This is a genomic window from uncultured Sunxiuqinia sp. (assembly GCF_947495665.1).
Classification (GTDB): Bacteria; Bacteroidota; Bacteroidia; order Bacteroidales; family Prolixibacteraceae; genus Sunxiuqinia; species Sunxiuqinia rutila.
Genome location: NZ_CANLZV010000004.1, coordinates 53,117 through 79,281, shown reverse-complemented (window position 1 = coordinate 79,281; position 26,165 = coordinate 53,117). Strand labels below are relative to the sequence as shown.

Genomic DNA, 26,165 nt, shown 5'->3' with positions numbered 1-26,165 from the left:
ATACGTATGAAATCTACTTTCGTTAAACTTAGGTTCCTGATTTTGCTGGTCTTGTTTCCGGTAAGCGCACTTTGGGCCCAACAGCTGCTAAGTCTGGAGAAAGCGATGGAAATTGCCTCGCAAAACAGCCCCGATATTCGGCGATCCTTGCTGAATCTGGAGCGTTCGCAGGAGTCGCTCAATGCCCAGAAAGCAGCATTGAAGTCGCAGTTTTCGCTCAGCCTGAACCCGGTGGAATACAGCCGTACCCGCTCGTTTGATGATTATTATTCTTCCTGGTATACCAATGAGTCGTTTGGTTCGTCGGGAACCTTTACCGTGTCGCAGCCTATTTTGCTGACCGACGGAACGGTTTCGCTGGTTAACCGCTTTGGCTGGCAAAAGAGCAACAGTGACATTAATAATGTGGAAGATCGGTCGTTTACCAATAATTTATACATCAGCTTGGCTCAGCCGCTGTTCACCTACAACCGGCTTCGACTGCAGCTGAGGGAACTACAACTGGATTTGGAAAACTCGAACCTGAGCTATGCCATGCAGCTGCTTAATCTGGAGAAGTTGGTGACACAGTATTTCTACAATGTGTACATGGCTCAAATGAGCCTGAATATTTCGAAGGACGAATTGGCGAATACCGAAAAAAGTTACGAGATCACAAAAAACAAGGTAGAGGCCGGACTGGCTGCCCGCGAGGAGCTGTATCAGGCTGAATTGAACTATGCCACCGCCAAGTCGAACGTACAAAACCAGCAGGTGAGTCTGGAAAATTATAAAGACCAGTTCAAGCAGTACATTGGCATGGATATTTTTGAGGAGATTGCCGTGATGGCTAATGTGGATGCCACGCCTGTTGCGGTCGATTTGAAAAATGCCATTAATTATGGATTGGGTTCGCGCATGGAGCTTCGCCAGCGGGAGATTGACATTGAAACTTCGCAATTTGATCTGATTCGCACCAACGCCTTGAATGAGTTTCAAGGGGAGATGAACCTTTCGGTCGGAATCATTGGCGATGATCCCAAGTTGTCCAACATCTATCAGAATCCAACGAACAACCCGCGGGTTTCGCTTTCGTTCAATGTGCCCTTGTTTGACTGGGGCGAGAAAAAATCCCGAATGAGAGCCCAGGAAGCTGTGATTAAAACCCAGGAATTGAGTTTTGAACAGCAGAAAATTCAAATCATCATGGATATTCGTCAGGTGTATCGTTCGTTGCAGAACCTCAAAAACCAAATTACCATCGCCGAGCAAAACGAGCGGAATGCCCAGCTGACCTACGAGATCAACCTGGAGCGCTATGCCAATGGCGACCTGACCAGCATGGACCTGAACCTGTTTCAAACCCAGCTTTCGGAAAAGAAAATGGCTTACGCACAGTCTTTAATCGATTATAAAATAGAACTGCTCAACCTGAAGATTCAAACCCTGTACGACTTTGAGCTGGGACGAGGCATTGTTCCCGAAGAACTAATTCAAAAAAGTAATAACTAAAAACCATCCTTATAAAACGCAATCCCATGAAGATCAATTTGTATACTACCGTAATTTTATCCGCACTACTGGGTTTGACTGCGTGCAACAACCAAAGTGCTGATTCGGAAACTGAAATTGCCATCCCGGTTTCGGTTGAGGAGTTGAGACCTGGCTTTATCGAGCAAACCATTAATACGACAGGTACCGTGGTGGCGACCAAAGAGGCTACGCTGACAACGGAGATGGCCGGTCGCTATACCCTGGCGACCAATCCGAAGACCGGCAAACCGTTTATGCTGGGCGACCGGGTCAATCAGGGACAGGTGATTGTGAAGTTGGAGGATGAAGAGTATGTCAATAACCTTGGGATGCAGTCCAAAGAGCTGAACCTGAAAATTTCAGAGCAAAACTATACCAAGCAAAAATCGCTTTTCGACAAGGGTGGGGTAACACAAAGTGAATTGAGTAACGCCGAGGTGTCGGCCGTTAATGCACGCGACAGTTATGAACTGGCTAAAATTCAGATGGAAAAGATGAATGTGCGTGCACCGTTTGGCGGGGTGATTACCCAATTGCCTTATTTCACTCAGGGAACAAAAGTAACCAGCGGCACCGAAGTGGTCAGCCTGATGAGCTATGAGAAGTTGCAGCTGGAAGTGAACCTGCCGGAGAAATACATCAACCAGGTGGAGCCGAACCAGGATGTACGCGTGATGAATTACACTTTGCCCGAAGATACTTTGCACGGGATGGTTCGGGAATTATCGCCGGCGATCAGCACCGAAACGCGCACTTTCACAGGAAAGTTGAGCATCGATAATGACGAGTTGAAGCTGCGGCCGGGAATGTTTGTGCAGGCCGAGATTGTGCTTGATCGGAAAGACAGTGTCATCGTCATTCCGAAAGAGGTGATCATCTCGAACCAGCGGGGCAAGTCGGTTTTTGTGGTTGAGCAGGGAACGGCTGAGCAAAAACAGGTGACCCTGGGCTATGAAAATCAGGATAAGGTGGAGATTACTTCCGGCTTGAAAGCCAACGACCGATTGGTGGTGAAAGGCTTTGAGACCTTGCGTGCCCGTTCGAAAGTAAAAATCATCAAATAGAAAGGATATCCCGTGAAGAAGTTAAGCGAATTTTCGGTCAATTATCCGGTTACTGTTTTGATGATGGTGCTTGGCGTGGTGCTTCTGGGCTACATCTCCTACGATAAGCTGGGCGTTGACCTGTTTCCGGACCTGAATAACCCGCGCCTGTTTATTGAGCTGGAATCGGGTGAACGGCCGCCGGAGGAAATGGAAAATCAGTTTGTGGAAAACCTCGAAGCTTTGGCAATCCGGCAGTCGGATGTGGTGGAAGTTTCGTCGGTTTCCAAAGTGGGAAGCGCCCAGATTACGGTTGAATATGCCTGGAACAAGGACATGGACGATGCCTTTCTGGATTTACAGAAAGCCGTGACCTCCTTTGCCCAAAACCAGGATATTGATGCCATCAACATTACCCAGCACGATCCAAACACTTCACCGGTAATGATCTTGGGCTTGAGCCATGCCACCAACGACGATATGAACGACTTACGCAAGGTTGCCGACAACTACATTCGCAACGAGCTGATTCGTTTGGAAGGGGTGGCCGAAGTGGATGTGTCGGGTGCACAGGAAGTGGAAGTGCTCATTGAAACCAGCGAATACTTGCTGGATGCTTTTGGCTTGTCGCTGGATGAAATCAGCACTCGTATTGCCAGCTTCAATCAGAATATTTCGGGCGGAAGCATTGAAGAGATGGGCCTGCGCTATGTGGTGAAAGGGGTGAGCCTGCTAACGGATGTTGAGGATTTTGAAAACGTGATTGTAGGCTATAAACAAATTACGGCCGATAATGCCGAGGCGGCTTTTGCCCCCATTTACCTGCGTGAAGTGGCCACCGTTCGTTTTCAGAATAAGGATCCTGAGAATATTGTTCGCCTGAATGGCAAGCGTTGTTTGGGCCTTTCTGTTTATAAGGAAACGAAGTTTAACACGGTGAAAGCCGTTGAGCAAATCAACGAAGGCATTGCGGACATTCAAAAAGCGCTGCCCGGCTACCAACTGCAAATGGTGACCAACCAGGGCAGCTTTATCAGCGATGCCATTAATGAGGTGGAAGAGTCGGCCTTGCTGGGAATTTTATTAGCCGTGTTTGTGCTGTTTCTGTTCTTGCGGCGGGCCGGAAGCACGCTGATTATCAGTGTTGCCATTCCCATTTCAATCATTGCCACTTTCAACCTCATGTATTTTAACGGTCTTAGCCTGAATATAATGACTTTGGGAGGGCTGGCGCTGGGGGCCGGCATGCTGGTTGACAATGCCATTGTGGTGATGGAAAACATTTTCCGAAACCACGAGTCGGGTCTATCGGTGCGCGATTCCGCGATTCTGGGAACCTCGCAAGTGGGAGGTGCCATCACCGCATCAACCATCACCACGATCATCGTGTTTTTGCCCATTGTTTACCTGCATGGTGCGTCGGGCGAGCTGTTTAAAGATCAGGCCTGGACGGTTGCTTTTTCATTGGTTTCATCCCTGGCAGTGGCCATTCTGTTTATTCCCATGCTGTTCAACCTGTTTTATAAGAACAGGAAGAAGCAGGTGAAATCACGCTCGGTTCAGGTGAAAGGCTATGGGAATTTCCTGGACAAGGTGCTGAAGGTAAAATGGGTGGTTATCCTGGGTGCACTTATTCTGGTGGCCGGATCCGCTTTGCTGGTTCCTTTTATTGGTACCGAATTTATGCCGAAAACAGAAACCCGCGAATTCAGTATCGAAATTCGAATGCAGGAAGGCACACGCCTGGCTCGTACTACGGCCGCTGTGGAAAATATGGAAGCCATTGTGGCTGAACTGTTGGGTGACAACCTGGAAACCAGTTTCAGCCATGTGGGGCCAACCAGTGGCATCAGCAGCTCTACCACCGATATTTTTGAAGGCGAAAATACCGCCAGCATAAAAATCATTTTGGCTCCGGAAAGCGAACTGATCTCAACGGCTGCCATCCGCAAAATCAGCCAGGCCGTGGGTGAAATTCCGGGGATGGAAATCAGTTATCATCAGGATGAAACGGCCTTGAAAAGTATTATGGGAACCGACGAGGCTCCTTTGGTTATTGAAGTGCAGGGAGAAGACCTGGCGGTGATTGAATCGCTTGCTGCTGAAGTGAAACAGCGGGTTGAAGGGCTGCCGGGCATGTACAATTTTGAGTCGTCGCTGGAAGAAGGTTCGCCTGAAGTGGAAATCATGGTGGATCGTTTGCGGGCCGGGATGTATAACCTGAGTGTGAACACCATTGTGTCGCAAATTCAGGATCAGCTGGAAGGAAAGCTGGCCGGGCAGGTGGAACGGCAGGGCGAAATGCAGGACATTACCCTGAAGCTTCCGGATAAGGGATTGGCGCAGTTGGACGAACTGATGATTTCAAGCAATAACCAGGAGTTTATGGTCAGCGAGTTGGCGGACATTCATATCGGACAATCACCCAAAGAGGTGTACCGCCGCAACCAAAACCGGATTGGAAAAATTACGGCCCAGCTGGATAAGGATGTCCCGCTGGATCAGGCTGTCAAGGAAATTCGTGCGGCCTTGGCTCCCATGAGCATTCCTCCCGACTACCAAGTGAACATTAGTGGTGAAGAAGAAAAACGGCAGGAGTCTATGGCCAGCCTGAGCTTCGCCTTGCTTTTATCCATTGTGCTGGTGTATATGGTGTTGGCCTCGCAGTTTGAGTCGTTGCTGCACCCGTTCACGATTTTGCTGACCATCCCGTTGGCGGTGGTGGGCTCTGTTTTGGTGTTCTTCCTGCTGGGAAAAACACTCAACATCATGGCTTACATCGGTATCATCATGCTGGTGGGTATTGCCGTGAACGACTCCATCATCTTTGTCGACCGCATCCTGCAATTGCGGCAGGAGGGCATGGCACGGCGCGCGGCAATTTTACAAGCCGGACAGCAACGGATTCGCCCGATCATCATGACCAGCTTAACAACGATTTTGGCCTTGTTCCCACTAACCCTGGGAATTGGTGAAAGTGCCTCGCTGCGTTCGCCCATGGCGCTGGCGGTTATTGGTGGTTTGGTGACCTCCACCTTGCTGACTTTGATTGTCATTCCGTGTATGTACGATGCCATTGAGGGAATTAAAGACCGGATCAAAAATAAGAATTGACGATTTGCTCATTTACGGTTGACAATTCGTAAATGGTAACCAGTTAAATGGAAAATAGACCAATGAAATTTATCATCGATAGAAAGACCCTGATTAGCATGTTGTTTTTAGGACTAACCCTTTTGGGCTATGTTTCCTACAAACAGCTGGGGGTGGAGCTACTGCCCAATGTAGAGCTTCCCTTCCTCTTTGTTCAGGCTGTTGCACCGCAGGAAGCTGATCCGGAGTACCTCGAAAATGAGGTGGTCATTCCCATTGAAGGAGCCGTGGGAACGCTGGAAGGGATTGAGTCGCTCGAATCTACCATCACGTCCCGCATGGGAACCGTGATTGTCTATTATCAGAAAGGGGTTGATTTTAGCTTCGCCTACCTCAAGCTGCAGGAAAAAATCAATGAAATACAGGGAGATTTGCCCGAAGGCGTTCGGGTAAGTGTTAACCGGGTGGATCTGTCTCAGATGAGCAGCCAGTTTATGGAGCTGCAAGCGCGTGGTGGTGGTGGAGTAGACCGGATTCGGAATTTGGTGGATCAGGAGATTGCTCCCGATTTGGAGAACCTGGATGGGATTGCCGGGGTGAATGTCTTTGGCGGAAAAGAAAAATCCATCGAGGTGATTCTGGATATGGAGGCTTGTGAAGCTTATCACATTACTCCGGGACAGATTCGTTCGCTGCTCTCGCAAAATTCGCAGTCGCGTACCTATGTGGGGGCGCTTCGCGAAAAGGAAAAGCATTACTTCGTTCATGTTACGGCTGAATATACGCAGGTGAGTGATCTGGAACGGCTGGTGGTTGCCGAAGGTCCCATTCTGCTAAAGGATATTGCCGATATTCGGTTTGGGGTGAAAGAAGAAACCAGCTACAGCCGCGTGAATGGGCAGGATGCGGTTACCATTCGGCTGATTAATGACTCGCAGGCCAACCAGATTGAATTGTCGCATAAAACGAAGGAGCTGGTTGAACGATTGAATGAAAAGCTGGCCCGAAAAGATGTTCAGCTCTTTGTGCAGGACAACTCCGCCGAAACGATGGAGGAGAACATTGATCAGATCATCAACCTGGCGCTGATTGGGGGCTTGATGGCCGTGTTTGTGTTGTGGATGTTTTTGAAAAACGTGCGCATTGTGGCCTTCATCGCGCTGGCAATTCCGGTGTCGGTGTTCACGGCTTTCAACCTGTTTTATGCTTACGACATTACCCTGAACAGCCTTACGCTGGTGGGGATGGCGCTGGCTATCGGCATGCTGCTCGACAACAGTGTGGTGGTGCTCGAAAATATTTACCGGCTTGCCGGCCAGGGACAGGAGGCCGATTCGGCCGTAACACAAGGAACCACGGAAGTTTGGCGCTCCATTCTGGCGGCTACGCTCACCACAATCACGGTCTTTCTGCCGTTCGTGTTTTCGTCCAACTTCATGATTGAAATGCTGGGTAAGCATGTGGGTGTCTCCATCATTTCAACTTTGCTGGTGTCGCTGTTGGTGGCCTTGCTTTTTGTGCCCATGGCTGTTCATTTCATTCTGAAACGAAAAAAGGGAAAGGACATTGCATTCCAGAAGCTGACCACGAACAACCGGATGGTGCAGATTTACATGTTGTTGCTGAAATCGTGCATGCGCAATCCGGCCGGAACAATTCTGGGCGCGGTGGCAATCTTTTTCATCACGGTGTTTGCCAGTTTGGCAATCAGTGTCAGTTCTTTGCAGGAAGTGGAGAACGATCAAATTCAGCTGTATGTGACCATGCCTTCCGGGTCGAGCCTGGAAACGACTGATGAAACGGTTAGCAAGATTGAAGAAAAGCTGGAGGAGGTGAAGGAAAAGCAGGATGTGCTTAGCACCATTGAGGAAGAAGAAGCAGTGGTGACGGTGAAGCTGGTGGAGGATTTTGAAAAAATAGATGGCCGTAGTTTTGCTGAAATTAAGTCATCAATCAGTGAGCTGACCCGGAATATCGGTTCGGCCGAAATCTCGTTTGAACAAAGCAGCTCCGGCGGTGGTGGTGGCGGCTTTGGCGGTGGCGGTCGAAATATGATGGGTAATTTCCAACGCTTGCTGGGGATTGGCAGCAACGAAGAAAAAGTGGTGCTGAAAGGGCAGGATTTCGAGATGATGCAGACCGTAGCCGAAGACATTGAGTACTTCCTGGAAGAACTGGATTTCATCAACCGGGTGCGGCTGAACGTGTCGGATAACCGGCCGGAAGTGCACATGCTGTTCGACCCCTTGCTGATGACGGAATACAACATCAACATCAGCCAGGTTACCAGCGAGCTGAATTCGTTTTCGGGCGAAATTTCTACCGGTGTACAGTTTAACCAAGGGGTGGATGAGTATGAAATTATCATTCGGCAGGGGGAGGAAGACCCGCTGGAGGACGACACCCGAACGATGGATGACCTGAAGCTGTTGCAAGTGAGCGATGCTGCCGGAGGGCTGCACGACCTGCAGGATTTTGCCCAGCTGGTGTATGCCCGTGGGCTGGCCGGAATTAACCGGGTGAACCAGGAAAAACAAATTGAAATTACCTACAGCTTGATTGATGAGGCACAGCAGTCCAATGATTTGCTGGCTTCCTACCGTTACGAAATTGATGAGCTGATTGCCTCCTATAACTTTCCATCGGGCGTTGCTGCCGAGGTGATTCATGAAGAAGACGACCTGGGCGAGTTTAAGTTCCTGATTCTGGCCGCCATCATTCTGATTTTTATGATTCTGGCTTCGGTTTTCGAATCCTTTGCCACGCCTTTTGTGTTGCTGTTTTCCATTCCGCTGGCCGCTATTGGTTCGCTGCTGGCCCTGTTGCTTACCGGCAACAGCTTGTTCAATGCCAATACCATGATTGGCTTCCTGATTTTGCTGGGTGTGGTGGTCAACAATGGGATTATTTTGATTGACTACAGCAACATTTTGCGCAAGCAGGGCTATCGTCGTCCGCGGGCACTGATGACCGCGGGCTTGTCGCGGGTGCGTCCCATTCTGATTACCACCATTACCACCATTGTGGCCATGGTGCCGCTGGCCATGGGACAAGCCGAGTATGTCAGCGTGATTGGGGCTCCCTTTGCCATTATTGTTATTGGCGGATTAGCCTTGAGTACGGTGCTGACCCTCATCTTTATTCCGACCTTTTATTCGGGACTGGAAAGTGCCTTGGAGTGGTTTTACCAACTGGACTGGAAACTGAAAGCTTTTCAGCTGCTGGCCATGGGAGCCATCCTGAGCTGGATTTACTTGGAGGTGGATGCCCTGACCTGGCAACTGCTGGATACAGTGTTGGCCGTGGTGCTGGTACCGGGGATGACCTGGTTTGTGCTAAACAGCTTGAAAAAAGCGGGAACCCGACTGATTGGGCCCGATGACCGGGTGCATATCGTTATTCAAAATCTGGTGAAAATTTATGACCGGCCGGGACGCTTTAGCCGCGAATGGACTGGAGGATTGAACATTCGTCGACGGGCCGGGCTGGAAAAGGAATACCGGTCCATCCGGGAATTTGATCAGCTGATTTGGCAACTGCCCCTGCTGGCGTTCCTGATCTATTTTACGTTTTTCTACCTCGCCTCAGCTTTCTGGATCAGCTTCATGTTGGTTATGGTTTACCTCTACCTGAACCAAATTTGGAAACCGGTAGCCATTTACCTGGAACACCGGCAAGCGGCAAGCTCCGGCGGCTTGTTCAAGGCCATTCAGAAATACAGCAAGCTGTTCCTGTTTTGGTTGCTGCCTTTGGTTGAGCTGTTTGTGCTGTGGAAGAAAACCAACTTTATTGGCTTGGTGGTGGCCTTTGCCGTTCTGTGGTATTTGGCCTTGCTTATTTCGGTTACGGCACGGCGCCTGTATGATGAGAAAGTGAATATTGACCGGATTACCGGACGCTTTGGAAACCTGCGGAGGACCACCTTGCGCCTGGTGAAACAAATTCCGGTTATCGGGAAACGAAAAGTGCCCTTTAAAGCTCTGGATGGGGTGTCGCTGGAGATAGGCACCGGCATGTTTGGTTTGCTGGGGCCCAACGGAGCCGGAAAATCGACCATGATGCGGATTATCTGCGGAATATTTGAGCAGAGCTATGGCAAGGTGTGGATCAATGGAATTGACACCCAGAAAAAGCGGGAAGAGTTGCAGGGACTGATTGGCTATTTGCCGCAGGAATTTGGAACCTATGAAAATATGCCGGCGCAGGAATTCCTGGATTATCAGGCATTGCTGAAAGGACTGACCGATGCCAAAGCCCGTCGGGAGCGCATTGAATATGTACTGAAGTCGGTGCATATGTGGGAAAAACGCGGCGACAAAATCGGGTCATTTTCCGGAGGAATGAAGCAGCGAATCGGGATTGCTCAAATCCTGCTTCATCTGCCTAAAATATTGGTGGTGGATGAGCCGACTGCCGGTCTGGATCCGCGCGAACGGATTCGCTTCCGGAACCTGTTGGTCGAGTTGAGCCGCGAGCGAATCGTGATCTTTTCCACCCACATTATTGAAGATATTTCCAGCTCGTGTAACCAGGTGGCTGTCATCAACCGCGGGCGGGTGAAGTATCACGGAACTCCGATTGCGATGGTGAACCTGGCCGATAAGCTGGTGTGGCAGTTTGATGTGGATGTGGCGGAGTTCGACCAAATGCCCAACAAACACATGGTGACCCACCACATGCGGGTGGAGGATAAGATTCGGGTGCGCATGCTGAGCCATGAGCAACCTGCGGAGGACGCCATTGAGGCCAAGCCGGTTTTGGAAGACGCTTACTTGTGCCTGATTAAAGATTTGAAATAGGAAGGCAGAGGCAGAGGCAAAGGCAAAATTATTGACGATTGGACGATTGACAAGGGACGATTAACTGATAACCGATAACTCTCAACTGAAAACTCTTACTTAAAAATGAATAGACTCAAATTAAAGAATACGATAAACCTGATCCGTAAAATGATTCAATACAATTTCCGGATCATCTTTGGGGGCCGCTTTATCTGGTTTTTACTGGCTGCTTTTGCCTTTTTTGCTTTTGTGGCCATTACTGCCGTTTGGAATGGCGAGGTGCCTGATGAAGAGTTTGTGTATGGCATCCTGATCTTTCCGGCCATGCTGCTGATTTTTTACCCCATGACCTTTGGAATTCAGAACGATTTGGACGCCGGTATTCTCGAAATTTTATTCGGCATACCCGACTACCGCTACAAAGTGTGGTTGGTGCGGCTCGTACTGGTTTTTGTATTGGTTTTCCTGTTGCTGCTGGCCTTTGCCGGGGTGAGTTCTATTTTCCTTACGCCCGTTAATTTAGTTGAAATAGCCCGGCAACTCATGTTTCCGGTTTTGTTTCTGGGCAGTTTGGCGTTTATGTTTTCCACCATCATTAAAAATGGCAACGGAACTGCGGTGGTGATGGTCATTCTGGGGGTGGTGCTGCTCATCTTTAGCGATGCCCTGCAGCGTACCTACTGGAATGTGTTCCTCAATCCACTCAGTGTTCCCCGAAATATGAATGAAGTAGTGTGGGAAGGCATCGTGCTGAAAAACCGTATTTTTCTGATCGTCGGTACCCTGTTGTTTACCCTCTACGGCCTGTTTAACCTGCAAAAACGCGAGAAGTTCATTTAAAGAAGTCGTGAGTCGTGAGTCCGGTGTGCTGCCCCAAGCTATTTAAATGGAAAGCTAACAACAAAGGCTTTTCAAAGCAATTGGTTGGTGTCGCGTCGTTGCAAACGACAAGCAGCTTACCCCTCGGCACCGCTTTGCTGAGACGAGGGGTAGGTGGGCAAATAACTTCTTGCTTTTACCGGCAAGACACGGTTTGTAAAACTGTGCTAGCGGAGTAGGTGGTTCTGTTTTTTATTCATTAATCAATTCTAATATCTTTTTCTTTGTCTCAATATTACTTGGGCTATTAAATGGACTTGATGTTACGATATTTCCTTTCTTGTCAATTAGAACATAGTTAGGATACGATGAAAACGCAAGTTCTTTTTGAATATAATTTGTTTGGTCTTGATTTAAAAAATAATGTGTTCCTCCAAGTTTCAAATCTTCCACTTTTTTCTTTCCTGCATCCGCAGGTGAATTACAACACAGGAATACAAATTCAACCTTTTCGTTATTTAATTCAGTCATCAATTTTTTCGAATTAGGCATTTCTGCAATACAAGGTCCACACCAAATTGCCCAACAATCGATATAAATTACTTTGCCTTTGTTATCCGAAATAATTTTCTTTAATATCTCAGTTCCTAAGTTATCTTCAGCATCAAATATTTTCTTCCTATTTGATTGGGGTGATTTCTCTAATTTCTTATTCTCTTCATAATTCTTTTTCAGGTTTGCCAATAAAAATGGTTCCTTAATCTCCTTATTTATAAGTGGCAAATACTCTTCATAGGTTTCCGTATCGCTGTTCTGCCTTTGCTTCATAATAAAGTAATTACTTAGCATATATTGTTTTATTTCGTCTGGAGTTAACTTGTCTATTCCACTAATTATAACAGAATCAATATTTTCCACAAGCCAACGTTGTGCTGTTCTACCATTCGGGAAAATTGTGTCTTTTACTAAACCCTTGGTGATTAGTTCTTGCCTGATATGACCACGGACATAAAAGATAAAAAATTCGTTCAGAAAGGATTTTGCAAAATGTGCGTTAGCAATGAATCTGGAATTAAGTTTTGATTCTATAAAAAAATCATAATAATCGACTGGTACATCCCAACTTTTTTCATAATTATTCAATTGACGATGATGTCTTGGATAGTTTACCAAATTATGAATGTAGTCATGTTCAATTTCATAATAAATCCAGGTTTTTATTGGCTCTGAGATTTTATTCGCCTTTATAAATTCATTAGATTCTTTTTGGTATTCATTTCTCAAACTATCCCTGTATTGTTTATACATTTCAAAATTATAACGACTTTCTTCTACTCTTGACTGAGATTCTTTTTTTCGTATTGGGCTAAACCATGCATTAAAAGCAGAAAGCTGTTGGTTTTCGGTTATTGCATCTCCTGAAAAAGTCAAAGCATTATAAATAGTTTCATTTGATTTCATTTTTTCAGCATCCAATTCAATATGAATACTGTCTCCTGGATGAACAAATATTTCCCATATTGAGAAATACTTTAACATGACTTCCTGAGGATAATACCTTTCAAATTTTATTTCGAAGTTTCCTTTTTCATCCAAATCATCAAGAAATTTGATTTGTTCTCCTGAAGCTACGTCATTAATGATTATGACGATTGTTTTTGGGTCATAATTATGTTTGTTAATTACTTGCCCAGTTATGGTAACTTCTTTTGGCTGCTGAATCGAATTTGTCGGTTTGTTACAACTAATATTTATTGCCAAGAAAAAAATGGATGTTAAAATCAGTAATTGGTTTTTCATTATTTTATGGTCTTCTGTTTCTTTTAAAATTGAACACAAGGTATGTGTAAGTTGCAGTGCAACATATATCTGATTAGTGATCGTTTTAAGTTTAGTTGTTTTCGTTTTCGCCGATTAAGTTATAAAAATTTACAAAATGTATGTACGAGTAAGCACTTTTTTATTTTCGTTCTAAATAGCTGATAATCTTTACGAAGCATTTTCTATTTAACACCTCAGGGGGGTACCTCCGAGGTACCCCCCCCCACCTCAAAACCGAACTCGCGGAGGTCGAACATGAACTCGCGAGGGTCAAAACAGAATTCAGTTCCCTTTGAGGTGAATTAATTCGGCTAAAACATGAATTAATTCGGGTCTGAACCAAACTCATTCGGGTCTGAGGTGAATTGATTCGGCAAAAAGGTCCGCGAAGTCAGCTCTAAGCAAACTGCAGTCGGCAAAATCAGAACTCGAGTTGGTCCCGGACGAACTCCAGTCGGCTTGCAGCAAACTGCAGTTGGGGATCAACGGCGAGCTTCCGGCTGGGCCAATGTTCCTTGCGTGGTGGTGTCATCCATGTTCAACACTTCCTTTTGCGTTGGGCGCAAAGTCTATTGTCCGGCTCAGGCCCATTTCCCCGCCTGACAAGGAGGGGTGTTCCCGACTTGTCGGGGACGGGGTGGTCAAAAACTGCACAAAGAAGGAAGCGGACTAATTCTGAATTGGCAACAAAACTACCTCGTCACCGGTAACCCGGTGCCACTCTTCCTTGGTGAAAAGAACGCATCGGTGAACGGCAGCCCATAACCTGACAGCGTCGGAAGGTCCTGTCAGCGTCGGAAGGTCCTGTCAGCGTTTAATCGAAACCGACAACTTCTGATTAGCAACAGATCCTGAAACAAGTTCAGGAAGACGCTTAAAGCGGATAACCGAAGTCACGAACTCAAGAAGTCACGAACTTACGAACTATCCGAACATCCGAAAATCGGACAATCAATTATTTTCGATTGATTTTTCAGTTTCTTCTTCAACAACACTGTTGGGTAATTTGAACCAGAATTCCGTCTCGCTGCCTTCCGATGAGTTTACGCCAAGCGTTCCGCCATGAGCTTTTATTGCCAACTGGCAAAACGTCAGTCCCAGTCCGGTGGAGGCCGTTACTCCGAGTTGTCGTAAGTCATGTTGTCCAAATTCTTCAAAAATCAGGTGCTGTTTTTCTTCCGGAATGTGAGGCCCTTGATTGCGAATCCCGATCCGGATATCTGTTTCGCCTGGTTGCTCTATGCGAACCGTAATGGTTCCTTTTTGCGGTGAAAACTTAACGGCATTGCTCAGCAGGTTGGCAATTACCCGTTTGATTAAATGATTGTCGGCAAAGAAAACAGGGCGGGTGATGTCTTCAATTTTGAGGCTTAATTCTTTTTCGTTGAGCAGAAAGAGCAGTCCGGTTTTTTCATTTTCAACCAATTGGAATAAGTCATTCTTCCTTGGATTTACTTTCATTTCGGTACTGTCGGCCTTATAAACGTTGAGCATGTTATCAACCAGGTTGAGCATTTCGTAACCGGAGTGAATGACAAGTTCACTGCGAAGCTCTTCGTCATCAATATACCCACTATTGATAATGCCATTCAACGGACTTTTTAAGTCGTGGACAATCATTCCGGTGATTTTTTCTTTAAACAAGACCAGCTCGTTCAGGCGTTTGTTGGTTTCGCATTGCTTGTCCATTTGCTTCTGAATTTCTTTCCGCTGTTCTTCAATCAACTGATTTTTTAGCCTCAGGATGCGATTGTTCTTCTTGTGCTGGCTATAGTTGTGGTATATCAGAATTAGAACCAGCAAGGTGAGGGAAAAGGCAATAATCGCCGAGTTGCGCCACAGGCGTTCTTTACTGAGCAAGATTTCTTTTTGAGCTAGCTGGTTCTTTTGAAGTTCAATCTGTTGTTCTTTCCGGCTTGTTTCGTACTTCGCTTCTACCTCAGCAACTGCCTCCGCCTTACTTTTATTGAAAATGGTGTCATTCAATTCAATAATTGCATTGGCAAATTCCAATGCTTTTTTGTAATCTCCTTTTTGGGTATAGGCTTCACGAAGTGCTATTGTAACTGCCTTTTGTTGGAATGGGGCATTGAAGTTAGGAGCAAGTTGGCGGCTTTTAGTTCCATAGGCAATGGCACTGTTGAGGTGTGATTCTCGAAGCGCCGAACTCGTACTCGTATTGGCCAGATTGATATGAACAGAAGCCAGATTCCCATAAATGTTGATCAAGCCGGGAATGTCATTCAACTCTTGTTGTTGTTTTAAGGTCTTTTTATAGTAGCTTAAAGCTTGTTCGTACTTGCCCATATTCTCATAAAGAATAGCGATGCTTCCATAGTTATTGGCTATGCCCGCTTTATTATTCCTTTTTTGGTTTACTTCCAAGGCTTTTTGTACGTACTGCAAAGCCAGGTCGAAATTTTCAAGGTGCCCATAGGACTTACCAATATTGGACAAACAAATGGCGACCCCTCTTTCATCGCCTTGTGCTTTAAATAATTGTAAGGTGCGCTTATAGCCTTCAATGGCCTCTTCGTGATTATTCTGATCGTAGTGAATGGTTGCAATGTTGAGGAAGGCGACAGCTGTTTCTTTGGGTTGATTAAGACGTTCGTAATAGTGAAGTGATTCGTAGAAATATTTTAGAGCTTCTGCCAGTTTTCCTTGTTTTTTGTAGGTAAGGCCTAATTTTGAGTAGGAGTTGGCTAGCTCCGAAGTGTCTTGTAAGGCTTCACTGATGGGAATGGCTTGGAGGTACAGCTGGGTGGATTGATCCAGATTGCCTTTTAGGTAATTAATAACTCCCATGTTCCGGAGTGATTCTGCTAAAAATTGTTGATAGCGCTTCTGGTGCTTGTTATCTTCTTGGCTGAGTTCTTGCCGGGCAATTTGCTCCACCTGATGAAAGTGGTGATAGGTGCTATCCAGTTGATATTGCATGAAGAATGAAAATCCAAGTACCCGGTAACATCGGCTTAGTAGCAAGTTGTGGTTTGTCTTTTCTGACTTTTTGGGCTGAACACTTTGCCCTGTTTGAATGGCCTTTTGGCTGTAGAAAATGGCCGAATCGGGTAGGGGAAGCTTATCGTAATACTCGGCTAATTCCGTGAATAAACGAAAACGGCTTGTATCATGTTTTGAACCTTGTATTTGTTGCCACAGTTCACTTTGGTTACCAGCTGAAGCATGGATTGCAGCCAAAAAGAAGGTAAGGAGTAAGAATAATTTGCTCATTATCGGGGTTGAAGAATAAGCAAACTAAAATAGCAAGAAATCGGAGAAAACCTCTGAAAAAATAATGCTGGATGGATTCTTTTTTCTGAATTTGGTATTGGCTTTAAATTCAACGGACAGATCAACGAACGAGTGAAGGCATGAAGACACGAAGACATGAACGTACGAACTCACGCACAATCAACTTTAACAGGCTTCGAGTAGCGAGAGCCAAACTGATAACAATCTTCTTAACCGCCAAGTCGCCAAGAGAACGCAAAGAAAAGAACACACGAACGTACGAACTCACGCACAATCCGAATAGCTGACTATCCGAAGATCAATTTTTAACTGCAAAGAATACAGTAAACAGGCAGTAGGCAGTAGGTGATTTCCCAGGCCCCATGTGTTATGCGCCTTCCTTTTATCGCTAAGCGTATTCCTCTATCTAATTAGAAAACGCACCTGACGCTGGTGGTTGGGTTTCCTTCTCTTCTCGAAGGGAAGGTGTCCCGGGAACCGGGACGGATGGGTTAATGAAAAGTGAGCAGATGAGCCAGGTAGAAGGGAGAAGGCACGAAGACATGAACGTACGAACTCACGCACAATCCGAATAGCTGACTATCCGAAGATCAATTTTTAACAGCAAAGAATACAGTAAACAGGCAGTAGGCAGTAGGTGATTTCCCAGGCCCCATGTGTTATGCGCCTTCCTTTTATCGCTAAGCGTATTCCTCAATCTAATTAGAAAACGCACCTTACGCTGGTGGTTGGATTTCCTTCTCTTCTCGAAGGGAAGGTGTCCCGGGAACCGGGACGGATGGGTTAATGAAAAGTGAGCAGATGAGCCAGGTAGAAGGGAGAACGCACGAAGACATGAACGTACGAACTCACGCACAATCTGCCTGTCTGGGCACCACGTAAATAGCTATCGACTAACAACCAATAACCATCATTGACAAATAATGACTATCAATGACAAATTTTATAAGCACAGAGCGAAACAGAGCAAAAAACCAATGAATACCGAAAACTGACAACTGAATACCGACAACGGACAACCGATAACTTTTTTAACTCCAAGGTGCCAGAAAAGCGTCTGTCTTTGCGTGTTAAATGATCAATTGTTCCCTTCAAACTATCCGAATAAATGAGCGTGTCGGAAAGCCGGGCCTTTCGTTGCAATGAGATTCGTCATAGGATGACCTTTGGGGAAAAGCTAGTTTTGGCGGCTTGACCAAAAACCAACCAACTAAAATTTGATAAAGCATGACGCTATCAAGAAGAAAATTTTTAACAGCCGGCGTAGCCGGATTGGGAGGACTTGTTCTGGGAGGACGAGCCTATCAATATCTATCGGCCAGTGAGGCCAAGGCCAAAGTGGTGATTGTAGGAGGAGGAGCAGCCGGAATAACCATGGCGGCTTATTTGTCGGATATGCTTCGGCACGACGATATCACCATCATCGAACCACAGGAAATTCATCACTACCAGCCCGGATACACCCTGGTTGCCGGGGGCGTGTTTACGCCGGAGGAAATTTTGAAGCCGAACAAGGACCTGATGCCTTCAGGCGTAAAGTGGCTAAAAGATTTCGTGGAAGAGCTGGTTCCGGACCAGAATTACCTGATGACCCGGGCGAATGGAAAAGTAAGCTATGACTTTTTAGTATTGGCTCCCGGCTGTCAAATGAATTTTGACCGGATTGAAGGCATTTCCAGAGAAACACTGGGCGAAGGAAATGCGCACTGCATTTACGATTACCAGGGGGCCATTAAGTGCCACGAGGCCATCACCAAACTGCGCGAAAAGCCGGAAGGGAAACTGGTGTTTACCGACACATATTCGAAGTTAAAATGTGGAGGAGCGCCCAAGAAAATTACCCTGATGACCGAAGATTACCTGCGGGATGAAGGCATCTGTGAGGGGTTTGAAATGACTTATTATTCCAACTCCAATAACCTGATGACTCCTGCAGTGTATGGCGATCGTCTGCAGACCTTGTATGACGAACGTGGAGTAGGCGTTCAGTACCAGCACCGGCTGGTGAAGGTGGACACGCAGGCTAAGAAGGCCTTTTTCCAACGACTGGACGAGCCCACGCTGGCTCATTTGCCCCGCGTAGCCGACTCGGAGCTGGTTGGCGTGGATTACGATATGCTGCACTTTACACCCCCGATGGAGGCGCCCGACTTTATGCGTCATTCGCCACTGGCGATTACTGAAGGGAAATTGAGACATGGTGGATGGGCGAAAGTCGATGAAGGAACATTAATTCAGCCCGACTATCCCAACATTGTAGTGCTGGGTGATGTGGCAGGCCTGGGAACCAGTAAGACCGGGGCCGCTATTCGTATTCAGGCGCCCATTGCAGCTGCAAACCTGGTTGCCATGATGGAAGGAAAAGAACCGGAGCAGATTTACAATGGCTATACGGCCTGCCCGATTGTTACCGAGCATGGCAAAGTATTGATGTGCGAATTTGGCTACGACAAGGAGTTGATGCCGACTGTTCCGTTTCTCGATCCGGCAGTGGAGCGTGGCATGTGGTGGATTTTAAAGGTTCACGGCCTAAAACCCATGTATTACCATGGTATGCTGAAAGGGCTGATGTAAGCCGACGTTCAGGTAGAAAAGAAAAGGGATTGCAGGTACTGTTGAAGTAGGCAATCCCTTTTCTGTTTTACAGCGGCCGCTTTTTCGATCCTTTAAGCAGAACAAAAACATAGGCGAGCCGCTGGTGTCGTTTAAGGCTGGAAAATGCGGTTTTCCACCAGGGAATTGAAGGGGCTTTGCCGGCTTCTGCCGGCTGGCCTTTATGCTGAATTACGGTGAATACCGAGCCCAAAATCAACAACATGGCCACCAGGCTTTTCATGTCCAGCGTTTCATGAAAAACAAGCACACCCACCAAAACTCCGGTAAGTGGCTCCAGGGTGGATAACAGCGAGGCATTTCCCGGCCCGATGCGTTTTAAGCCATTGAAGAAAAGAACGACGGCTGCAAAGCTGGACCATACACTCAGGTTAAGCGTATAGAACAAGGCTTTGGGGGTGAAGTGCAGGTTGATGTCGTTGGTTACCAGCCCCTGAATGAGAAACAGCACCGCCGTGAATCCAAATATCCAGAAGGTGGCGGTAAAGGAATTCAGGTTTTTCAACTCGGGGTGAGCCATGGTGATGATGTAAAAGGCATACAATATGCCGGAGGCCAACGCCCACAGAATACCTACCATGTTCAGGTCTCCACCCGAGCCAGTGGCCAGAATAGCAATGCCGGCAAATGACAAGAGCAGGGCCAGCAGCTTTCGGCCTGTAAAGCGTTCCTTAAACAGCAGCGAAGCCAGAGCCAGCGTAAAGATCGGATACACAAAGTGCAGGGTGCTGGCTAAACCCGATGAAATGTATTGATAGGATTTAAAAAGCGTATAGGTGGTCATCATGGTTCCTACCAAAGCAGCCAGCAACAGGTGAAAAAACTGCTTCCGGCTTATCCGAATCTGAATGCGTTTGTACATGCAAAACAAGCCGATTAGGATGAAGGCAAAGGTATAACGGTACAACAAAAGGTTGTTTACATCAAATCCTTCGGCGTAGGTTTTTAAGGCGAAGAAAGGCATCAGACCAAAAAAGATGGCCGACAGCAAAATCATTATTGTTCCTTTAGTTGTCGATGAAATCATGGCTATCCGGTTTTACTTGTAATTGTTTAATTGTTAATCGATCAAGCCACTTGGGCTGATCCAAAAAAGTGCGCAAATATCCACATTTTTCATCAATAAACAACACGAAAAAATACACTTCGTATGGTTTGTTTCTGAAAGAGGAAATTGGCAGTCTTTCTGCGTTTTAGCTCAGTAAGTTTTGAGGATGTTGCGGGCTCGTATTTTTGTGGCGGCAGTCAATGACCGAAGGCTGGCCAATCCACCGGCTCTGGGGTAGTTATCCCGGATTCTTTTCAAAATAGGGGTGGTGGATAATGGGATGGCACTCGGTTAGGAAGACTTGAAAGTCCGCTTCACTTAAAGCAGCCGGGTATGACATGAGCAGCAATTCAACAAACGGCCCTCCTTCCTGATACGGAGGCTGGGCATAGTCGTAGTTGTTCAGGTAAAAGCCTATGCGCTCATAAAAACCAATACGTCGCTGTTTCAGCGAGTCTTCCGGTTTTTCAACCTCCAGCAGGACTTGCTGATGGCTTTCGGCCAGAAAGGCTTCAAGACATCTTTTGCCGAGCCCGGAATTCCGCTGCGTGGACGATATGGCAAAATGCTCGATGTAACGGATTGTCTCAAATTCCCACCACAGGAGAATGCCCACGAACGCTTCGTCAACCAGGATCAGATCGAAGTGATACGATTCATGCTTCATGATCTCCTGTTGCAGGTGCCAGCTTCGTCTTTCCTCGGAAGGAAAGGACTGTTCATATAAATTCCAGGCATCAGCCAGGCGCTGGTCCGTATCGTTGTATAGGCGAAATCTTCTCATGCTAAACTGGTTTTGAAGGATGAATCCTTTGCATCGTTTCAACTCACTTTCCCGGGCAAGTTCCTTTTGCAGGTAACGAGCTCAACGGAAAAGAAGGACAAAGATCGGCTTTTATCTTAGGGATAACAAGTGCAGAGGGAAAGTCTGTTTAATAGCGCTGAATCAGAAATATTCCACCAAGCAGGAGCAGGATGCCGGCAATCCGACCTGCAGAAATAGGATGCACGGCCAGACCAAAATAGCCAAAATGATCGATGATGGACGCGGCCACAAGTTGTCCGGCAATGGATGCCGCTAAAACGGTACTAACGCCAATTTTGGGAATAAAAAAGATAACTGATGATACAAAAATGGCGCCCAGCATGCCACCGGCAAATAAATACCAAGGGGCTATTTTTAGCTGTCCCCAGTCTGGCGTTTGAGTTTTTAAAATTAAATTGAACCCCACCAGACAGATAAACCCCACCAGGAAGTTAACTAATGCTCCTTGCAAAGGATGTTTTAAGAATGTTGTTAGCTGGGTGTTAATACTTCCCTGAATGGCCAGCAAACACCCGATTAAAAGAACAATAAGCGTGTAAATAATTTTCATCAAATTCTATTTAAGAACACAAAACTAGGGAATGTTTTTATGATGATGAAAATTTGGACCGCCATAAAAATCAAAGACAACATGACGCGGCTTAGATAGCACTGAACTTGTGGAGTACCAGCAAGGATAGGCTGGCAATGAAAATCCAAAGCAAAATGCCGAGGATAAAACTGCGCGAGCCTGCTTTTTTGACTTCACCCAGCGAAATGTTTGAGCCTATCAGAAACAGGGCTACTACCATGCCACGCTTGCCCAGCCAGTTGAGGTGGCTGAAGGTAGGCTCCCATTGTGGCAATAGGTAAGCCAGCACTACCGCAATAACAAACAGACCAATGAACCAGGGAATACTGATTTTGCCGCGGTTTTCATTTTTGCTGAACAGGGCGATGGCAACCGAAAGCGGAATGATCCACAGGGCACGGGTTAGCTTTACGGCAGTGGCTATTTCCAGTGCTTGAGGACCATAGGCTGCTCCGGCACCCACTACCGAGCTGGTGTCGTGAATCGCAATGGCCGACCAAAAGCCAAAGGTTTCCTGGCTTAGGTTGAAGTAGTGCCCCAGCAGGGGAAAAAGCAACAGTGCCAAAGCATTGAGCAGGAAAATGACCACCAGCGAAAATGAAATCTGATGGTTTTTGGCATGAATGACGGGGGCGATGGCAGCAATGGCGCTGCCTCCGCAAATGGCTGTTCCGGATGCAATGAGCCAGCTGATTTTGGAGTCCACGCGCAATAGTTTTCCCAGCAGCAAGCCAAACCCAATGGTGAGGACAACCGAGCCGGCGGTGAGCAGCAGACCCGATTTGCTGGCTTCAATGGCTTGGGTCAGGTTCATCCCAAAGCCCATAAGCACAATGGATGCCTGTAAAACCCGTCCGGTTTGTTGATGCAGTCCGGTGTGGCGCCAACCCAAAAAGGCAAACAGGATTCCGGTAACCAGGGCCAATGCCGGGGATACAAAAGGTAAAAAGCAGGCCGCAATGGCGATGCTGTAGATCAACTGCATATTGGTGGATAACTGTTTCATTATTTCTTGTTTTGCTTGAATTCGATTGCAAATGTCGATGGTTGAAATAATGAAAACAAATACTAAAAATTAATATTCAATAACGATAAGTTATAATAGGGGTGTTCGCTAATGTCAGCAAAAAAACGGGCTTATTGTGGATTTGAGATAGGAGTAAGGGCTGGAATGAAGCTCAAAGTCCAAAGGCAATCAACCGCGGACTTCTGCTTAAAACGGATATTGCAGCAAGAAATTCAGGAATAACTGCTGAAGCCTGTTTTCGGGGCCTTGCCGTGTTCCAAGCCGGAATTTTCGATGAATACTGAAGTCTTTTACATTTAGCTTGACAATGGTTTTTAGCTGCAGTTCCCGAGCTAGGGCTTTTTCAGATACCAAGGCGATGCCATCAAAATTCACCAAAAAATTCTTAATGGCTTCGGTGCTTCCGAGGTGCATCAGAATATTCAGTTTGTCCAGATCAATTTTGTGTTTACGAAGGGCATGCTGAATCACTTCCAGTGTGCCCGAGCCTCGTTCGCGCATTACAAGTGGAAGCTGTTGCAGGTCGGCAAGTGCCAGATTTTTTCGTTTCCCCAATGCATTTTGGCTGCCGGTTACCACCACAATTTCATCATCCAGAAAATCGTGGTAACGGATGTTGGCTTGCGATGAATCATTTTCAACCAAGGCCAGATCAATGTCGTTTTGCAGCAGCTTGTGTTCCATGTCAACCGAATTGCCATTATACAAGTCGAGCTTGATTTCGGGGAAACGTTGATGGAAAGCTGCCAGCACGCCGGGAATCAGGTATTGTGCGATGGTGGAACTGGCCCCAATACGCAGCGACCCTTGGTAAGCATCATTCAAGCGCCCCAGCTCAAACTCCAATTCGTGGTATTGTTGCTGGATTTGCTTCAGGTGGCGGTAGGCCAGTTTGCCTGCCTGGGTGAGGTACACTTTGTTGCCTTTGCGTTCAAAGAGAGCGCTGTTTAGCTTGCTTTCCAGTTCCTTGATGTGTTTGGTTACGGCAGGCTGGCTGATAAACAGTGCTTCTGCCGCTTTTGAAAAGCTCAGGTTTTCGGCAACAGCTAAAAATACTTCATCGCGGTAATCCATCGGCTGGTTTCTTGTTTTGCTGTCGAAAGTTATGGAAATTTCAGGAATGACCGGCTTTATCTACAAAAAACGCTGCCCCGGGTTGTCGAAGCAGCGTTTTGTATCTTGAAAAATCAGTTGTCTTAAATGAACAGGTTGAGGTTGGCTTTTTCGGCTTCTTCCAGGTAAGTGGCTACCCCACCAATTTCTACCCGATCTAACAGCTCTTCGGCATTTACACCCATCACGTCCATCGACATTTGGCAGGCAATCATCTTAACGCCATTGTCCAGAGCAGTGTTTAGCATGTCCTCAATGGAGTCCACTTTTTTGGCGAGCATGCGCTTTTTCATCATTAATGAGCCCATGCCCATCATATTCATTTTTGATAGCTTCAGTTTGCCTGCGTTGCCCGGCATCATTTTTCCGAACATTTTGCCCATGAAGTCTTTTTCAACCTCCGGCTTGTCGGTTTTTTTGATGATGTTGAGGCCCCAGAAGGTAAAGAACATGGTAACTTCTTTCCCCATCGATGCAGCACCATTGGCAATGACCAGTGAGGCCAAGGCGCGATCCATGTCATCGCTAAAGACCACCATGGTTTTGTTTTGGGGTAGCTGAACTGATGAAAAGTCGCCAGAGGATGGTTTCGATCCTTTTTCTTCGCCTTTTTCAATGACAGCAGTGATGATTCCGGCAGCGGACTCCAGGGACACCAACTTGTTCCCGGTGATGTTGCACCACGATTGCACATCCTTCATGAAGCCGGGATCGCTGGCTTTTTGTTGCAGCCGGTCGCCCGGATTCAATTTATCCATTTCTGTTTTGAGCTTCAGCACCGGCCCCGGACATTGCAAGCCACAAGCATCAACCTCAATTGTTTTTACCAGGTTTTTCAACAAAGGAGCTTCGGTGGGCTTACCGCGATAAATATGATCGTCTTTGGCAATGTAGCTCGACTCAAAAATGTCTTCGTTACTTTGCTTGCACATGGTATGTTCGTAAGTTTTGTAACCACCACTCAGGTTGTAAACTTCTTCAAAACCATTCTGCATCAGGATGCGGCAGGCAAAATAGCCACGGATACCAACCCCACAGTACACGATGATTTTTTTGTCGCGTGGAATTTCATTCAAGCGCTCGCGGATTTGATCCACCTCTACATTCAACGAACCTTCAATATGGCCCAATGCGTGTTCGGCAGGCGTACGCACATCGAGCAGGCAAATTTGAGGCGCATGCAGTTTGCTGACTTCAACCCAGTTGATGTTTTTCATGCGACCCATAATGATGTTTTCAGCCACATAGCCAGCCTGGTTTACCGGATCCTTTGCCGATGAGTAGGGTGGCGCATACGCATGTTCAATGTCTTGCAGGTCGTAAATGCTTCCGTTGTTTAATAATACCGTTGCAATCAGGTCAATCCGCTTGTCGATGCCTTTGTAGCCAATCATTTGCGCCCCGTATAGTTTCCCGGTTTTAGGGTGAAAAAGAATTTTCAGCGTATAGGGTAAAGCTCCCGGATAGTACCCGGCATGCGATGATCCGTGAATAATATTGGAGGTGTACTCGATGCTTTCGCGTTTCAGCGCTTTGGCCGAAAGTCCTGTGGAGGCAACCGTAAGATCGAATACTTTAGCAATGGCTGTAGCAATGGCTCCTTTGTATTTTCGGGTATTGCCCAACACCAGGTTATCGGCCACCAGGCGGCCTTGCTTGTTGGCTGGTCCGGCCAGGTAAGTGTTTACATAGTTGCCGGTAATGGGATGTGGAAAGGCAATGGCATCGCCCAGGGCATAAATGTTGGGATCATTGGTTTGCAGGTACTCATTGACTTTAATGCCTCCGTTTTCGGCCAGTTCCAGACCGGATTCCCGTGCCAGTTTGGTTTCCGGGCGTACACCAATGGATAAGATGACCATGTCGGTTTCCAGTTCGCGGCCGGATTGCAGTTGAACGGTCAAAGATTCTCCTTGGCGGTCAAAGGAATTTACGCCATCCTTCAGGTAGAATTCAACTTTCTTGGTTTTTAAGTGCTGGTGCACTTCGGCAGCCATTTCATAGTCCAACGGAGCCATCACTTGGCTGGCCATTTCGACAATTGTGACATTCATGCCCAGCTGGTGCAGGTTCTCGGCCATTTCCAGTCCAATAAATCCGGCACCAATCACAACGGCACGCTTCGGCTTTTGCGTATCGCAAAACGACTTGATCCGATCGGTGTCGTGTACGTTTCGCAGGGTAAAAATGGAGGGATCATTGATGCCTGCAATAGGTGGCTTAACTGGTTCAGCTCCGGGTGAAACCACCAGCTTGTCATAGCTTTCGGTGTAGGTTTCCTTGGTCTGATGATTCAAAACCTCCACGGTTTGTGCTTCCCGGTTAATTTGGGTCACTTCCTGTAAAACACGAACATCAACATTGAGGCGGGCCCGAAAACTTTCGGGAGTTTGTACCAGCAGTTTTTCGCGTTCTGTTATGGTGCCACCGATGTAGTAGGGCAGTCCACAGTTGGCGTAAGAAATATTCTGTCCGCGTTCGAACATGATGATTTCTGCTTTTTCATCCAGTCGTCGTAAGCGGGCGGCGGCTGTTGCTCCTCCGGCAACTCCACCGATGATTACGTATTTTGTCATTTTCTGTCTTGAACTATTAATTGTGAAAAAAAAATCAACCTAATTAGATATGCAAATGTGTGGATAT

At 46.8% G+C, this 26,165-nt stretch carries 14 protein-coding genes; 6 read left to right on the top strand and 8 right to left on the bottom strand.

The window, feature by feature from the left end:
- Window positions 1-6 precede the first annotated feature (6 nt).
- The 5 genes from Q1A18_RS06840 (at window position 7) to Q1A18_RS06820 (ending at window position 11,269) form a co-directional block, all read left to right on the top strand.
- A complete protein-coding gene (locus Q1A18_RS06840) occupies window positions 7-1,491 on the top strand; it encodes a TolC family protein (protein WP_299578191.1) in 1,485 nt (494 codons plus the stop codon).
- A gap of 26 nt (window positions 1,492-1,517) precedes the next feature.
- Window positions 1,518-2,576 carry an efflux RND transporter periplasmic adaptor subunit gene (locus Q1A18_RS06835; RefSeq protein WP_299578190.1) on the top strand — a complete coding sequence of 353 codons (1,059 nt, stop codon included), beginning with the start codon at window positions 1,518-1,520 and terminating at the stop codon, window positions 2,574-2,576.
- Window positions 2,577-2,588: 12 nt separating this feature from the next.
- Window positions 2,589-5,669 carry an efflux RND transporter permease subunit gene (locus Q1A18_RS06830; RefSeq protein WP_299578189.1) on the top strand — a complete coding sequence of 1,027 codons (3,081 nt, stop codon included), beginning with the start codon at window positions 2,589-2,591 and terminating at the stop codon, window positions 5,667-5,669.
- Between the two features lie 62 nt (window positions 5,670-5,731).
- Window positions 5,732-10,447, top strand: coding sequence for an efflux RND transporter permease subunit (locus tag Q1A18_RS06825; RefSeq protein WP_299578188.1), 4,716 nt, complete (start codon window positions 5,732-5,734; stop codon window positions 10,445-10,447).
- 105 nt (window positions 10,448-10,552) lie between these two features.
- Window positions 10,553-11,269: a hypothetical protein gene (locus Q1A18_RS06820; RefSeq protein ID WP_299578187.1), complete on the top strand. Its 717-nt coding sequence runs from the start codon at window positions 10,553-10,555 to the stop codon at window positions 11,267-11,269.
- A 231-nt stretch (window positions 11,270-11,500) separates the two neighbouring features.
- Here Q1A18_RS06820 and Q1A18_RS06815 read toward each other — a convergent pair whose 3' ends face one another.
- Window positions 11,501-13,048, bottom strand: coding sequence for a TlpA disulfide reductase family protein (locus Q1A18_RS06815; protein ID WP_299578186.1), 1,548 nt, complete (start codon window positions 13,046-13,048; stop codon window positions 11,501-11,503).
- A 972-nt stretch (window positions 13,049-14,020) separates the two neighbouring features.
- The gene (locus Q1A18_RS06810) at window positions 14,021-16,303 is read right to left on the bottom strand and encodes a tetratricopeptide repeat-containing sensor histidine kinase (RefSeq protein ID WP_299578185.1); all 2,283 of its coding nucleotides are present in this window, start codon (window positions 16,301-16,303) and stop codon (window positions 14,021-14,023) included.
- A 1,248-nt stretch (window positions 16,304-17,551) separates the two neighbouring features.
- Here Q1A18_RS06810 and Q1A18_RS06805 point away from each other — a divergent pair.
- Window positions 17,552-18,898: an FAD/NAD(P)-binding oxidoreductase gene (locus tag Q1A18_RS06805; protein WP_299578184.1), complete on the top strand. Its 1,347-nt coding sequence runs from the start codon at window positions 17,552-17,554 to the stop codon at window positions 18,896-18,898.
- Window positions 18,899-18,965: 67 nt separating this feature from the next.
- Here Q1A18_RS06805 and Q1A18_RS06800 read toward each other — a convergent pair whose 3' ends face one another.
- From Q1A18_RS06800 to Q1A18_RS06775, 6 genes are all read right to left on the bottom strand, one after another.
- A complete protein-coding gene (locus Q1A18_RS06800) occupies window positions 18,966-19,964 on the bottom strand; it encodes a DMT family transporter (protein ID WP_299578183.1) in 999 nt (332 codons plus the stop codon).
- 259 nt (window positions 19,965-20,223) lie between these two features.
- A complete protein-coding gene (locus tag Q1A18_RS06795; protein WP_299578182.1) occupies window positions 20,224-20,769 on the bottom strand; it encodes a GNAT family N-acetyltransferase in 546 nt (181 codons plus the stop codon).
- A gap of 148 nt (window positions 20,770-20,917) precedes the next feature.
- The gene (locus Q1A18_RS06790) at window positions 20,918-21,361 is read right to left on the bottom strand and encodes a DMT family transporter (protein WP_299578181.1); all 444 of its coding nucleotides are present in this window, start codon (window positions 21,359-21,361) and stop codon (window positions 20,918-20,920) included.
- 91 nt (window positions 21,362-21,452) lie between these two features.
- Window positions 21,453-22,388 carry a putative sulfate exporter family transporter gene (locus Q1A18_RS06785; protein WP_299578180.1) on the bottom strand — a complete coding sequence of 312 codons (936 nt, stop codon included), beginning with the start codon at window positions 22,386-22,388 and terminating at the stop codon, window positions 21,453-21,455.
- 207 nt (window positions 22,389-22,595) lie between these two features.
- Entirely contained in the window at window positions 22,596-23,483 is an 888-nt protein-coding gene (locus Q1A18_RS06780) for a LysR substrate-binding domain-containing protein (protein ID WP_299578179.1), read from the bottom strand.
- A 122-nt stretch (window positions 23,484-23,605) separates the two neighbouring features.
- Window positions 23,606-26,098 (bottom strand): CoA-disulfide reductase, encoded by a 2,493-nt coding sequence (locus Q1A18_RS06775; protein WP_299578178.1) that lies wholly within the window; start codon window positions 26,096-26,098, stop codon window positions 23,606-23,608.
- Window positions 26,099-26,165: the final 67 nt, after the last annotated feature.